We start from the raw sequence: 14499 nt of genomic DNA, 5'->3' as shown, positions 1-14499 counted from the left end.
ACAAAAGGAATTATACGACATTGTGTTGCAAAATGACGCTAAAAAATAACGCGTCTTGAGAGAACTGTATCTAACTGACCATAAAATCGGTCTTGGGTGGCGCAAAATAGGAAAACAGGAAAAGGCAATCACCACAATGCGGTGATTGCCTTTTTCATATTCTAGAGAAGTAGCGTCAAACGCTTACTCCTTCAGCGCATTCCATCCTTGCGCCGTGATGTCAAACTCTTTGTTGTCACGTGAGATCAGACGGGCACCCAGCTCCTCCTTCGTAATATATCCGATTTGCTTGATGCCTTTGCTCTCCAAAGCGTCGAGTTTGTCGTGGTCACCAATCGGACAGGTGAAGAGAAGCTCATAATCGTCGCCACCATTCATCGCGCATGTGGTGACATTCATGTTCAGCTCTTCCGCCATCACTGCCGTCTGATAGTCGATGGGAATGTTCTTCTCATAGACGCGGCATCCGCAATGACTCTGCTTGCAGATGTGCAAGAGCTCAGAAGAGAGTCCGTCAGAGATGTCCATCATCGCTGTGGGATGGATGTTGTTTTCCCGCAACAAGTTGATAACATCTCCACGCGCCTCAGGCTTCAGCTGGCGTTGGAGCAAATATTCCTTGCCGGCGAAATCTGGTTGAAAGTCGTTGAGCTTACGTGCTTCCTGCTGCAAATGCTCCACAAGCTTGGCATTGCCAGCCTTGTGCGCCTCCTGCAACTTTTTGTTCATCGCGTCCACCTGTTGATAGAACACGCTTTTCTCACGCTCCAACAACTGCAAGCCCATATAGGCGGCACCGAGATCACCGGTGACACAGACCAAGTCGGTTTCATTGGCACCATTGCGGTAGACGATGTCTTCCTTCTTTGCCTCACCAATACACGTGATACTGATCGCCAATCCTGTATAGGATGCCGTTGTGTCTCCACCTACAACATCCACGCTCCACTTCTCGCAAGCCTTGCGCAGGCCATCGTAGAAAGCCTCGATGTCCTCCACTTTCAGTCGTTTGCCGATAGCCAAAGACACTGTCATCTGCCGTGGCGTACCGTTCATGGCAAAGATATCAGATATGTTGACCATCGCGGCCTTGTAGCCCAACTCCTGCATCGTGATATAGGTAAGGTCGAAGTGGATGCCTTCCATGAGCATATCCGTGGTGACCAACACTTCCGACTCAGGATAATGAAGTACAGCACAATCATCGCCCACGCCATAAAGCGTCGACTCATTGACCGGCTTAATGTCTTTCGTGAGATGATCGATCAGACCAAACTCACCCAACTTTGCTATTTCCATATGATCTGTCAAGAGTATCTGTATGCACTGACACGCTGTGTGTTATTATTTCTGCATACCAGTTACTCTGCCTTTTACTCTGTCTATTACTTATTATGCTGTCTGATGATCATTTCGCGCATGATCTCCGTCATCTTCGGTTCAGCACTGTTGGCAGCTTTCTGTACTTCTTCATGGCTGACCTCCACAGGTGGCTCAAAGCCGCCCAAGTCGGTGATGATGCTCATACCGAAGACTCTGATGCCACAGTGACGGGCCACGATCACCTCGGGAACCGTCGACATGCCGACCGCATCACCCCCTAAGAGATGATACATTCTGTACTCGGAAGGTGTCTCGAAGGTAGGACCCTGCACGCCTACGTAGACACCATGCTGCAAAGAGATACCTTTTTCCTTAGCTATGCTGTCGGCAAGCGCGACCAGTTCATGGTCATAGGCCTCGTGCATATCAGGGAAGCGGGGACCGGTGGGAAAGTTCTTGCCACGCAGCGGATGCTCGGGGAAGAGATTGATATGGTCGGTGATGACCATCATGTCACCAATATGGAACTTAGGGTTCATGCCGCCGGAGGCATTGCTGACAAAGAGCGTCTTAATGCCCAACTCATACATCACCCGCTCGGGGAAGGTAACCTCCTTCATCGAGTAACCCTCATAGAAATGGAAACGGCCATCCATAGCGATGATATCCACTCCACCGAGCTGACCGAAGATGAGTTTTCCCGCATGTCCTTCTACCGTAGACACAGGGAAATTGGGAATATCCTTGTAAGGGATTTCCAGCGTCTTAGTTATCTCGGAAGCTAATTGTCCGAGGCCTGTTCCCAGAATGATGGCGGTCTGCGGGCTTGCTGTCATCCTTGCCTTTAGCCAGGATGCTGTTTCTTGAATTTTTTCGTACATAGCTAATGATTTTATGATTGAACGTCTCAGCCTCGTCGAGCATAAACCTGATGCGGATGGGCAGGCGGTAGAGATGCCGCCGCACATCTTCGTCAAGTCCTTCGAGATTCTCAAGACGTGTGCTGTCTTTATCTGTAGTGACGATCACACGCGGTTCGGGCAACGACAGGAAAATCTCGTTGATACGCTGCGCGTCCTTTGCCTTGAAGAAATGATGGTCGGCAAAAGTCAAGGGAGTAATCGTCCGACATTGCTTTTTCAGGTCGGCCTCCATCTGCAAGGGCGAGGCGATGCCCGTGAGCAACAATACATTCTTGCCACACAACGGAGAGCCAGAATCGGCGAGCGGCTCTGCCTCTTTGGGGAAGACCGGAACCGGTGCATCGTAGTCGATACAGGTGAAGTAGAGTTCCTGATAAGGATAGAGGTTCATGGCCTTGGTAAGCACGCGAAACTCCATCGGCTTCAAGTCTTTCGGACACTTCGTGATGATCACGATGTCTGCCCGGCTCTTGCCGTTGAGACTCTCACGCAGCCGGCCAGCCGGCAAGAGCTTGTCGTAGATGATCAGACGGTGATAGTCGACGAGCAGGATATTGATGCCTGGTTTGATATAGCGGTGCTGGTAGGCGTCGTCGAGAAGGATGACATCGACATCGTGCGTCGCCTTGTCATGTGTCATCCGGTCTACGCCCTGACACCGGTTCTTGTCTACAGCAACGTAGACATCGGGGAATTTCTGTTTCATCTGATAAGGCTCGTCACCGATCTCGCGTGCTGTTGTCTTGTCATCGGCGAGGACATAACCCTTGCTCTTACGCTTATAGCCACGCGAGAGCACGCCCACCCGCACCACATCTCTCAGCAGTCGGATAAGATATTCCACATGCGGTGTCTTGCCCGATCCGCCCACCGTGATGTTGCCAACGGCAATGATCGGTATGGCAAAGGACCGCTTTTTAAGCACTCCAAGGTCAAAGAGCCAGTTGCGAAAGCCTACGCCCAAGCCATAAAGCCAGCTCAGTGGCAAGAGCCATTCATTGATTTTGATGTAATCCCCTTCTGTTCGCATGATTATTATTTGATTATCAACTCATAAGGCAGCCGTGCCTGCAAGCGACTCATCGAAGTTGCCCTACGCATCATCATGTAGGCACCATAGTCATCGCCCAACACGGCACGCAGCTGACCGTCGAGATAAGAGCCCGTGGAACTGCTGAACAGATCCAACATCTGGTCAAACATATCCTCAGCTCCTGGATAAGAAGCGGTATGCCACTCTGAGAGAGAAGCCAGCTTGGCAGCTTTCGCTACAGCAACATCCAGTCCGCCTAACGCATCGACAAGTTTCAGCTTCTTCGCATCCATACCTAAGTAGACATGTCCCTGAGCCAGCTGTTCCACACGGTCCATCGTCATGGCACGGCCATCAGCCACACGGGACTTGAAGAGACGGTAGCCATGATTGACAGAGGCTTGCATGAGTGACTGTTGCTCCGTCGTCATGGGAGCCATGTCGTCGCCCATCGTGCTATTGCGGTTGGTCTGTACATAATCAGCATTAATACCTAACTTGCCTGTCAGCAGCTTAGAGCGGTCGATGCTCACGCCATAGATGCCGATGCTGCCCGTCAGCGTGGTGGGCTCAGCGACAATATAGTCAGCAGGCGCACTGATATAGTAACCTCCGGAAGCAGCGTAGCCTCCCATCGACACTACGACCGGCTTGCGCTTGCGCAGTTCCTTGATGGCATGCCAAATCTGTTCGGAAGCATAAGCCGATCCGCCGGGAGAGTTCACACGGATGACGACAGCCTTCACATCGTCATCGTCGGCTAAGCCGTTGAGATCATCAGCCATAACCTTTCCTACAATCATGCTGCCACTATTGAATACCGACTGTGGTGAAGCCTCGTCGACAATCTCTCCCTCGGCATAGTACACAGCGATCTCCTCACCTTCGTCTTCTTTGACCGTAGAAGCCAGATCGCTGGCAGATACCTGCGGGATCATGTCGTCCTTATCCAATCCCAAGCGTTTCTTGATATTGGCTTTCATCTCGTCTGCATAAAGCAATCCATCGACGAGATGATATTTCTGGAAGTTTTTCGTTTCCTCTACTCCTATGTACCGGTCGGCGTATGCGTTGAGTGTGTCAACACTGATCTTACGGTTCTTGCTCACCGTGGTCACCATTTTGTCCCATGTACCTTGAATGAATCTTGTGGTTTGAGCACGGGCTTCATCACTCATGTGTTCATTAACCAATGGTTCTGTAGCACTCTTATATTTACCGCACTTGAAAACATTGAATTTGATTCCAATCTTATCCAACAAGGGTTTGAAGTATTCCATCTTTCCCCCCAGCCCATGCCAGTCTACGGCACCTTGCGGATTAAGATAGATCTTATCGGCAGCACTGGCCAGATAATAAGTAAAGGCATTATAGCTGTCAGCGTATGCCACCAGCCATTTTCCAGACTTCTTATAATCTTGCAAGGCATCGTAGATCTCTTCTACCTGAGCAGGATCAGCATAGAAGCCGCCACCCTCAAGATAGATACCGGCTACCTTGTCGTTGGTTTTTGCCTGCTTGATTGCCGTGAGCATATCTTCAAGCGTCTGGCTCGTGTTGCCTTGTAGCTCATCACGCAGCGATGTGCTACCATGATCCGACAGACTGCCATCAAGCTTCAGGACGAGGACACTGTTCTTTTGCACACTCGCCGTAGCTTCTGATGCCGCCATCATTCCAGACAGCGTCATCATAGCGATCAAGAAAGCCACAATGGAAAAGACAAAAAGACCGACAATGGTTGCACCAGTCATCTTAAAGAAATCTTTCATACACTTGATATTGATTGATGATTAGAAACAATAGTGTTAACGGTTCTACGTTTTTGCAAACTTACGAAAAAAAAATCAAATAAGCAAACTTTTGCTATATGAATACGCCACGTTGTCCTTGTCTGAAACATGATTATAACAGATATGAAGAGCACAAGATGGATTTCTACTCGCCATCCTCTGTCATTCTGCAAAGTCGAGACGCCCGCTATTGCTTGTTTTGCTTCTGCCGTGCATGGATGATCCTGACCGTTCCGCAAAGTGCGTCGTAGCGTACCTGCAGGGAGTCGCGTTTAACACGCAACTGATTGCGGCGAAGCAAACTGCGCTCGGCGTTCATCTGCTGAATGGTAGCCTGCAGGGCAGAGTCGGTGCGTCCTATGTCCTGCTGCGTCATCTTCAAACTGGCGTCTTGCCAAATGACCAGCGCACGCTGACGGCTCTTGATGGCACGCGGATGTCGGGCACGCAGTTGGGTGATGGCGTTGAGCGTGGCCTGGTACTGACCATTGTGATAGAGCGTCTCTATCTTTTTCATCAGCGGCGCGGCTTTCTCGTCCTCTGTTGGCTGACAGGCAAAGCAACATGTCAGCACGATGATTGCTAAGATATATTTCTTCATCGGGATAAAGGATTTCAAATAAGATAATGAGTCAGGGTTCTACATAATGTTCCACAAACTGCTTCACTACACAGCGGTAGGCCTGGGGATGGTCGTGGAGGCTTCGGGCATGGGCAGAGCCTTGAGCAAGCCACTTCTCTTTTGGCTGCGGCTTGGCTTTATAGAGAGGATCGACCATCCATGTAGGTACAAAATCGTCCTTCGTGCCATGGATAAACAGCATCGGCTTACGACAGTGTGCTACCATTCTCAATGGCGATGCCTCGCCAAACGACCAGCCGTAACGCAGACAGCAGAGAGCTGAAGCGGAGTAAAGAAGTGGGAAAGAAGGCAAGCCAAACTGATCGTGTAGTTCACTGCCAAACTCATCCCATGCACTGGTGTAGCCACAATCCTCGACAAAGGCTTTCACAAAGGAGGGCGTCTGTTCGCCGGAGACACACATCGTCGTCGCCGCACCCATGGAGATGCCATGCACTACCATACGCGACAGAGAATCACTAAGGCCGAAGCATCGGTTGGCTATGTCGATCCACTGGAGCACGTCTTCGCGGTCCTGCCAACCCATCTGCTGATGATCACCCGCGCTGTGACCATTGCCGTAGAGTTCAGGCAAGAGTACGTTGTAGTTCATCTCCTGATAGACCTTCGCCCACGGCAACATATAGATAGCGCAGTCGGTATAGCCATGGACTACCACAGCAACTTTGTTGCTCCGGCGTGGTGCAAAAAGATAAACGCCATGCAGACTGTCGCCACGGGCATTGACGATGACGGTGTCGTGAAGACAGTGGTTGCTCCGCAGGCTGTCGGTCCAAGAGCGCAACGACGGGTAGTCGTGCCTTACCCGTTTCCAGATATAAGCCTCGTGCCGCCCCTTGTTGAAAGAAGGACGCAAAGCATAGTCAAGCATGTACCAGCTCGCGCCTCCCAACACGACAGTCAGGAAGGCAAGAACGCCAAGGACTATCCAAAGTACGAGATATCGGCTTCTACGATTCTGCATATATCAAACTTTTAGATGAAGAGCTTTGTTATAAGGAGTCTTGAAAGAGAAAATCCTGATAAGAAAAAGAGGCTACAACTCGTCATTGCAGCCTCTATGTTTTTATTTCAAGAGACGGCGGAATTTGGTCGTCGTCTGTTTCACTCATTCTTTTTCGGGATTTAGTCGTACTGATCCTTTAGTCGTCCTGATAATAAACTCGCTTGACTCGGTTGCTGATACCGGTGAGCACCTCGTAGGGGATGGTGTCCAAGGCATCGCTGAGCACAGTCACGGGCAGATGGTCACCGAAGATCTCCACAGAGTCGCCTTCCTTGCAGTCAATACCTGTGACATCGATCATCGCCACGTCCATACAGATATTGCCGACATACTCTGCCTTCTTGCCATTGACAAGGCAGTAGCAGTGGCGATTGCCGAGATGACGGTTCAGTCCGTCGGCATATCCGATAGGTATGGCTGCGATGACACTGTCATGATCGATCTTGCCTTTGCGGCTGTAGCCCACGGTATCACCGGCGGGTACGTTGCGCAGTTGCAGAATCGTCGTCTTCAGCGTCGAGACGTTGTTAATGATCTGATTGTTGCGGCTGTTGATGCCATAAAGTCCAAGGCCAAGACGGCACATATCCAACTGGCGCTCAGGGAAGTGCTCGATGCCGGCGGAGTTGTCGATATGGCGGAGTATCTTATGGTCAAAGGCTGCCTGCAGTTTCTTGCTACCCTCATCGAAGAGTTGGAACTGATGGGCAGAGAAGTCGTCGAATGAGTTGTCATCGGAACCGACAAAGTGTGAGAAGACCGAACGCGGGATAATGGCGTTCTGATGTTTCAGTCTGTCAATAAGTTCGTCCATGTCTTTCTCCGGATCGAAACCAAGGCGATGCATACCTGTGTCGAGCTTGATATGTACGGGATAGCCTGTAATACCCTCTTTCTCTGCCGCTTTCACCAAAGCATCGAGCAGGCGGAAGGAGTATACTTCCGGCTCCAAATCATAGTCAAACATCGTCTTGAAGGCACTCATCTCGGGGTTCATGATCATGATGTTGCTCGTGATGCCATTGCCGCGGAGCATGGCACCCTCGTCAGCGACGGCCACGGCAAGGTAGTCGACACGATGATCCTGCAGTGTCTTGGCCACCTCCACGCTGCCGGCACCATAGGCATCGGCCTTGATCATGCACACGAGCTTGGTCTCGGTCTTCATAAACGAGCGGTAGTAGTTGAGATTCTTCACCACAGCGCCAAGGTTCACCTCCAACACAGTCTCATGTACTTTCTGTACGAGCAATTCTGTAATCTGGTCGAAGCCGAAGCTACGCGCCCCCTTGAGCAGGATGACCTCGTCACGCAGACTCTTAAAGACCTCGCTATGGATGAAGGCACCGACACTCTCGAAGAAGAACTTCTCGGCGATCTGTATCTCGTCGGCGTACTCACTGATGACCTTGCCGATACCGATAAACTTCACCACGCCACGCTTGCGGGCCAGGTCGCTGACCTCGTGATAGAGCTCGGCAGGCTCCTCGCCACTTTGGAAGATGTCGCTGAGGATGAGCGTACGCCGACGGCCTTTATGGTCGGGACGGCGGTTCATGAAGTCAAGCGCGATGTCGAGCGAGTTGATATCCGAGTTGTACGAGTCGTTGATCAGTGTACAGCCGTGGCGGCCTTCCTTCACCTCCAGACGCATGGCAATCGGCTCCAACTGCTCCATGCGCTCGGCAAGCTGCTCGGCAGAAACACCGACATGCAGGGCTACAGCGGCACAGATAATGGAGTTCGTGATCGACGCATCGTCGATGAACGGAATGGTATAGCGGTTTTCCTTACCACCTTTATATATATAGTGAATTGTGGAAGACGCCTCCTTCTTCTCGATCTTCTTGACATACATCGGTGCCTTGCTGTCCTTCAACGACCAGCAAAGGCGCTCACCTTGGTAGTTGAATTCACCAGCCACCTTATTAATAATAGCGTCATCCTCGTTGTACACTACCGTCTGTGCATCGTGGAAGAGAATAAGTTTCTCGCGGCATTTTTCCTCCATCGACGAAAAGTTCTCCTGATGAGCATCACCAAGATTCGTCAGCACGGCAATCGTCGGCTGGATGATGTCGCGCAGCGCCAGCATCTCACCGGGCTGACTGATACCCGCCTCGAAGATACCCACCTGGGTGTTGTCGTCCATGAGCCACACCGAGAGGGGCACACCGATCTGAGAGTTATAGCTACGCGGACTGCGGGTGACATAGAGCTGGGGAGAGAGCAACTGATAGAGCCACTCCTTGACCATGGTCTTGCCGTTGCTGCCCGTGATGCCGATGATAGGGATGTTGAACTCGTCGCGATGGCGTTCAGCGAGCCGCTGCAGGGCTTCGAGCGTGTTGACGACTTTCAAGAAGTTGGCATCGGGATAATCAACGGCATAACCGGCAGGTACGTCTGTGACCACAAAGTTGCGGACACCGCGGCGATAGAGCTCGGGGATATAGTTATGTCCATCGTTACGTGTTGACTTAAGGGCGAAGAACAAGGTCTCCTCGGGGAAACAAAGCGACCGGCTGTCTGTCAAGAGAAAACCGACGTTGGCATCCGCACTACCATAGCGGCGTGCGCCGATGAGTGTAGTTACTTTTTCAATAGTATAAGTCATTGCAATTGCTTTTATCTACTGCAAAGATAGTGCAAACGAGTGAAATGGCAAAGAAAAAAGTATTTTTTCTTTGCCATTCCCGAGTGCAGCCTATCTTATTCCTGCCGCATCATAGCATGTGTGGAGGAACTCACTAGTATCTTACTTTTAACGCACAAGAACTTGGATATCTCGCTAAAATTGTTTAACTTTGCCATAATAACAGTTCCTCTTTTATTTATTAGTAATCAATGTAATAGACTAATGATTATAGAGAAGGTGTTATCCCAAGCCGATTCTTTGAGAGTGCAAACTTTAGTAAACAATGACAGCAATGAAGAACAAGAACAACAAACGAATTCCGTTCGTATTTATTCTCACCATCCTGCTCCTAAGTTGTCTCCCGACGTGGGGGCAGGACTTGGGAACAGATATGCAAAAACTTGTCGACTGGCAATTCAGTCTTGACAGTATCCATTGGCAGCAGGTGGCCATTCCGCATTCCTACAATGCTACAGACGGTCATTCCCATAAATACTATCGAGGCAAAGCTTACTATCGTCGCAATGTGGTTCTGAGCGAATCTGACCTTCGCCGTCCTCTGATGTTACTCTTTGAGGGAGCCGCTCAGCAGGCCACCATCGAGATCAATGGTACTAAAGTACAAAACCACAAAGGTGGCTACACTCCATTTTGGATCAATCTCAAAGGACTGGTTCGCAAAGGTGAAAATCGTATAGAAGTAACATGCGACAACCATGAGGATGTCAACCTCATACCCGTCAGTTCCGACTTCAACAAGAATGGTGGATTGCACAATCCGGTCTGGCTCTTGAAGATGAGTCCTATCTATTTCTCACCCACAAACACCGGCCTTTATCGCCTCCATGTTGCTACGCCCCATGTCAGCGACCGGGAAGCACAGGCCTGTATGAGAGCCGACATCGTCAATGCGTCAGGCAGCCGCCAGCAGGTGTCGGTGGACATCACTCTCCTTGACAAGGCAGGAAAGAAAGTCTATGCCAGCCAACGAAATCTCAGATTGCCCAAGTCTGCCGCCCAGCCCGTTACGATCGTGGACAGCTTCACAGTCCAACAGCCTCATTTGTGGAATGGATTAAAGGATCCCTATCTCTATCAGGCTGTGATGACCATCTGTGACAAGAAAGGACATAAACTCGATGAAGTCAAGACTAAAATCGGTTTCCGTTATTTCCAAGCTACAGCTGATAAAGGATTTTTCCTCAATGGCAAGAGCTACCCGCTGCATGGTGTCAGCGAACATCAGGACATAGATGGCAAGGCTTCTGCCGTCAGCGACAGCGACATTATTTGCGATTATCAGACCATCAAGGAACTTGGCTGCAACTTCCTACGACTGGCTCATTATCCTCATCGCGACATCGAATACGCACTCTGCGATTCTCTGGGCATCATCGTTCAGACAGAAATACCATGGGTCAACGTATGCGGAGTGAATGCCGAACCAGCCTACTTCGACAACATTCATCAACAGATGCGCGAGATGATCACATCGCTCTACAACCATCCTTCCATCGTTTTCTGGGGCATGTGGAATGAGCTCGACAGCTGGGGAAACACCGACAGGCTGCAAGGGAAGATCGACTGCCAGCGCATTGTCGATGAGTCTGCAAAACTCTACGACGACGCGAAGCAACTTGATCCATACCGACTTGTAGGCGTTACCGACTGTAGTCTCTACCAACGTGACGGATACATCCATCTCAAAGGTGATTTCTTCTCAGAGAACAGATACAATGGCTGGTACTACAACCACGACAATCCCGCCAACATCAGAAAAGAGATGAATGAGATACACCAAAAGATGGGTGTTGTCAATATCTCGGAGTACGGAGCCGGCTGCAATCCTTTCTGTCATATCACCTCGACAGACATGAAACAGATGCGGGCCGACGACAAGTACCACTACGAGGAGCACGCTAATCTCGTTCATGAGGAACACGTCAGACAGATCATGCAAATGCCTTTTCTCAACTTCACCTCAGCATGGATTCTCTTTGACTTTCCCGTTGCAGACCGTCAAGAAGGCTATATGGATTCTGACGACGGCATTCATTTCAAAGAGAATGTTCAACGCAAGTATATCAATGACAAGGGGTTAGTGACAAGAGACCGCAAGACAAGAAAGGATGCGTTCTATCTCTACAAAGCATGGTGGAACCACCACGAACCGACCGTTTACATAACAGGCAGACGTATGACCCGTCTCCAGGCAAACAGCGATTACTGTGTGAAAGCATATAGCAATGCCAAAAGTCTACAGCTTTTCGTTGATGGTCAGCCCATACAATTTCTTGAACATTGCCCTGACCCTACAAACATCATCTGGACTTTCTGTCCTATCAAACTGGCACCCGGAAAGCATGTTATCCGCGTTGAAGGTGACAATCACAGCGATTCAGTGGAGAAATTGGTAGAATAACATCTACAGACAACACTCAATTATATAAAGAATCACCACCGCATACCTATATATATAGGAGAAGCGGTGGTGATTATTTGTCTTCACCCGCAATGGAAGTATCTGCCAACGAGTTTGGCGATTTCTTCAGGATGCAGGGCTACATCGTGACGGAGGGTGCGGTCGTTGAAGCTTCTTAACTGCTTAATGACACCATCGATCATAGCCTCGGAGAAGATGCCGTAGCGCTCAAAGACCGCACGTTGCTGCTCCAGACAGTCGGCAGAGGCCGCACAGCTGTCGGGCAGGGACTTGAGTTCGGCAAGTTTCTTCTCATTGGCCTTGTCGTGGATGTTCACAGCCACATAGGTGCGGTCCGCCATCTCTAAAGCATTTGGCATCTCCAGTCCATGGAGCAATCCTACGCAGATGCCGGCCAACATCTGATACGGATCAGCCGAACCGTCGGCCGAGCGGATCTCAAAGGTCTGCTTGCCACTGGTGTCATAGTTTCGTTCCGATTCCTCGGGATTGGCTTTGTGGCACATGTCCACGCCGGAGGTCCAACCAAGCGGTACACGCACGAGCACCGAGCGGTTGCGGTCACCCCAGCATACATTCGTCGGTGCTTCCTGATGAGGCACGAGGCGGAAATAAGATGTAGGATTCTTATTGCCAAAGGCTGTCAGCGCCGGTGCCACGTCAAGCAGTCCGGCGATTGCCTTACGTGCAGTGGCACTCAGTCGTCCGTTCTCCACGAGCATATTCTTTTCGTCTTTTCGCAACTGTATATGGAAATGTAGACCGCTACCAGCCTCTCCTGTTGTGATCTTCGGGGCAAATGTCACGTCATACCCTTCGCGATAGCCCACATTACGGATAATCCACTTGGCTATCAGCAGTTCGTCAGCGGCTTGCTCAGCAGGAACGGGCAAGAACTCTATTTCGTTCTGCTCATAGGTAAGTCCGTCCCTTGTGAAGTTGCCCACCTCGCTATGTCCATACTTGATGATACCACCCGTCTGAGCGATCAGCATCATGCAACGGCTACGGAAATCACCGGCCTTGGCATAGGGCGCACTCTCATGGTAGCCATGCTGCTCCTGAGCGGGATACATGCCCACAGACGGTTTGATGACATAGTATTCCAGCTCACCCATAGCCCAGAAGTCCAGCTCCTGACGGTCATGCAGCGTTGTGATTGCCTTGCGCAGCGTATACTCGGGAGCACTCTCCAGTGGATGGCCGTCTTTGTCGAAGAAAGAGCAGAGCATGCAAAGCGTGGGAATCTCGGCAAAAGGATCGATGAAAGCAGTAGAGTAGCGTGGCATCACATACAAGTCACTGCTGGAAGCCTGGATGAAATCGAAAAGCGACGAGCCGTCGACACGCTCGCCACAACAGAGGATCGTCCGCAGATAAGCCTCGTTGGTGATCACGAAGTTCAGCGTCTTCAACTTCCCGTCACCACCGGGGTACATGAAGTTCACCATCTGGATCGACTTGAACCTGATGAGTTTGATGATGTCTTCCATTGTGAATTCCTTTGGTGCTTTCTGCAGATAAGCCACCACGGGATTCATGTTCATTAAGATACGCGTGTTATTCTCCATAGTCGATTTTTAGTTATTGGTTATTTGCTGACAAAGATAAGGTAATGGAATGAAACCACAAAGGAAAAAGCAGAATATTTTTTTATTTTATTACGCTTCCTTTACTCTAATCATCCTTTGTATATGACAAGAATAGGAGCAAAGCATGAGACACAAAAGCCTCCATACACCTTATATATAATAAGGAGTATGGAGGCAGCTTGATTTTCTCCTTTCCAGGAGAGCGCTATGATTGCAATATGAACTACTTCACTCTGTTGAGCAGTTGCTCGGGCAATTTGGGCATGGCACCGGGCTGAGTGCAGACGTAGGCACTGACCTCAACAGCAAGCTTGTGGGCTTCCTTGATAGGCATACCGGCAAGGATGGCAGAGGCAAAAGAGCCTGTGAAGCTGTCGCCGGCACCTACCGTGTCGTCCACCTCCACCTTGGGTGTAGGCTGATAACTTTTCACGCCGGGCGCAAAGACGTAGCTGCCGTTGGTGCCACAGGTGAGCACGAGCATCTTCAGGTTGTACTTACCAAGGATGAGATAGCACTTGTTCTCGATGTCGAGACCGGGATAACCAAAGAGACGACCGATGGTGACGAGTTCCTCATCGTTGATCTTGAGGATGTCACAAGCTTTAAGACTGTCCTGGATGATCTCTTTGGAGTAGAAGTTCTGGCGCAGGTTGATATCAAAGATCTTCAAGCATGCCATCGGCGTGGTGTCAATGAAACGGTGGATGGTGTCGCGCGATATTTTGTTGCGCTGTGCCAATGATCCGAAACAAACACAGCCACAGTGCTTGGCGATGTTTTCTATCTCAGGTGTGAAGGGAATGTTGTCCCAAGCCACGTTTTGTTTGATGTCGTAGGTAGGTACTCCTTCTTCATCGAGTTCCACCTGTACGGTACCTGTCGGATAATCGACACGCGGCATGACATACTTCAGATGCTTCTCGTCGAACTCTTTGAGCGTTTGATCGCCGAGCGCGTCGTTACCAATAGCACTGATGGCATAGGCGTCATTGCCAAACTGACTGGCATGATAAGCGAAATTAGCGGGTGCACCACCCAACTTGCTGCCGTCGGGCAGACAATCCCACAAGGCCTCACCGAGGCCGACAATGACTTTGTTCAT

10 protein-coding genes are annotated in these 14499 nt (G+C 50.3%); 1 reads left to right on the top strand and 9 read right to left on the bottom strand.

Features of this window, described 5'->3' with window-relative positions:
- Positions 1–183: 183 nt before the first annotated feature.
- From thiL to FYJ73_RS07130, 7 genes are all read right to left on the bottom strand, one after another.
- On the bottom strand, positions 184–1299 hold the full coding sequence (gene thiL / locus FYJ73_RS07160; protein WP_154534032.1) for a thiamine-phosphate kinase: 1116 nt from the start codon (positions 1297–1299) through the stop codon (positions 184–186).
- Positions 1300–1385: 86 nt separating this feature from the next.
- Complete coding sequence (locus FYJ73_RS07155; protein WP_154534031.1) at positions 1386–2204, bottom strand: purine-nucleoside phosphorylase; 819 nt, start codon at positions 2202–2204, stop codon at positions 1386–1388.
- A complete protein-coding gene (gene lpxK, locus FYJ73_RS07150; protein WP_154534030.1) occupies positions 2089–3276 on the bottom strand; it encodes a tetraacyldisaccharide 4'-kinase in 1188 nt (395 codons plus the stop codon). The genes FYJ73_RS07155 and lpxK overlap by 116 nt, the downstream gene beginning before the upstream one ends.
- Before the next feature lie 5 nt (positions 3277–3281).
- On the bottom strand, positions 3282–5051 hold the full coding sequence (sppA, locus tag FYJ73_RS07145) for a signal peptide peptidase SppA (protein WP_154534029.1): 1770 nt from the start codon (positions 5049–5051) through the stop codon (positions 3282–3284).
- 208 nt (positions 5052–5259) lie between these two features.
- A complete protein-coding gene (locus tag FYJ73_RS07140; RefSeq protein ID WP_154534028.1) occupies positions 5260–5673 on the bottom strand; it encodes a hypothetical protein in 414 nt (137 codons plus the stop codon).
- A gap of 31 nt (positions 5674–5704) precedes the next feature.
- On the bottom strand, positions 5705–6679 hold the full coding sequence (locus FYJ73_RS07135) for an alpha/beta hydrolase (RefSeq protein WP_154534027.1): 975 nt from the start codon (positions 6677–6679) through the stop codon (positions 5705–5707).
- Positions 6680–6857: 178 nt separating this feature from the next.
- On the bottom strand, positions 6858–9338 hold the full coding sequence (locus tag FYJ73_RS07130; RefSeq protein WP_154534026.1) for a bifunctional UDP-N-acetylmuramoyl-tripeptide:D-alanyl-D-alanine ligase/alanine racemase: 2481 nt from the start codon (positions 9336–9338) through the stop codon (positions 6858–6860).
- Between the two features lie 313 nt (positions 9339–9651).
- Here FYJ73_RS07130 and FYJ73_RS07125 point away from each other — a divergent pair, with 313 nt between their 5' ends.
- Complete coding sequence (locus FYJ73_RS07125) at positions 9652–11781, top strand: glycoside hydrolase family 2 protein (protein ID WP_206081721.1); 2130 nt, start codon at positions 9652–9654, stop codon at positions 11779–11781.
- 83 nt (positions 11782–11864) lie between these two features.
- Here FYJ73_RS07125 and FYJ73_RS07120 read toward each other — a convergent pair whose 3' ends face one another.
- Both FYJ73_RS07120 and FYJ73_RS07115 read right to left on the bottom strand, forming a co-directional pair.
- Positions 11865–13373 (bottom strand): glutamine synthetase family protein, encoded by a 1509-nt coding sequence (locus tag FYJ73_RS07120; protein WP_154534024.1) that lies wholly within the window; start codon positions 13371–13373, stop codon positions 11865–11867.
- Positions 13374–13617: 244 nt separating this feature from the next.
- A complete protein-coding gene (locus tag FYJ73_RS07115) occupies positions 13618–14499 on the bottom strand; it encodes a carbohydrate kinase family protein (RefSeq protein ID WP_154534023.1) in 882 nt (293 codons plus the stop codon).

Origin of the sequence: Hallella mizrahii (assembly GCF_009695775.1) — a bacterium.
GTDB lineage: Bacteria > Bacteroidota > Bacteroidia > Bacteroidales > Bacteroidaceae > Prevotella > Prevotella mizrahii.
This window is presented reverse-complemented; position numbering and strand designations above follow the sequence as displayed.

What these genes read in the sequence shown, in the direction of transcription:
- thiL (WP_154534032.1), bottom strand. Translation starts at nt 1,299, where the DNA reads ATGGAAATAGCAAAGTTGGGTGAGTTTGGTCTGATCGATCATCTCACG.
- FYJ73_RS07155 (WP_154534031.1), bottom strand. Translation starts at nt 2,204, where the DNA reads ATGTACGAAAAAATTCAAGAAACAGCATCCTGGCTAAAGGCAAGGATG.
- lpxK (WP_154534030.1), bottom strand. Translation starts at nt 3,276, where the DNA reads ATGCGAACAGAAGGGGATTACATCAAAATCAATGAATGGCTCTTGCCA.
- sppA (WP_154534029.1), bottom strand. Translation starts at nt 5,051, where the DNA reads ATGAAAGATTTCTTTAAGATGACTGGTGCAACCATTGTCGGTCTTTTT.
- FYJ73_RS07140 (WP_154534028.1), bottom strand. Translation starts at nt 5,673, where the DNA reads ATGAAGAAATATATCTTAGCAATCATCGTGCTGACATGTTGCTTTGCC.
- FYJ73_RS07135 (WP_154534027.1), bottom strand. Translation starts at nt 6,679, where the DNA reads ATGCAGAATCGTAGAAGCCGATATCTCGTACTTTGGATAGTCCTTGGC.
- FYJ73_RS07130 (WP_154534026.1), bottom strand. Translation starts at nt 9,338, where the DNA reads ATGACTTATACTATTGAAAAAGTAACTACACTCATCGGCGCACGCCGC.
- FYJ73_RS07125 (WP_206081721.1), top strand. Translation starts at nt 9,652, where the DNA reads ATGAAGAACAAGAACAACAAACGAATTCCGTTCGTATTTATTCTCACC.
- FYJ73_RS07120 (WP_154534024.1), bottom strand. Translation starts at nt 13,373, where the DNA reads ATGGAGAATAACACGCGTATCTTAATGAACATGAATCCCGTGGTGGCT.
- FYJ73_RS07115 (WP_154534023.1), bottom strand. Translation starts at nt 14,499, where the DNA reads ATGAACAAAGTCATTGTCGGCCTCGGTGAGGCCTTGTGGGATTGTCTG.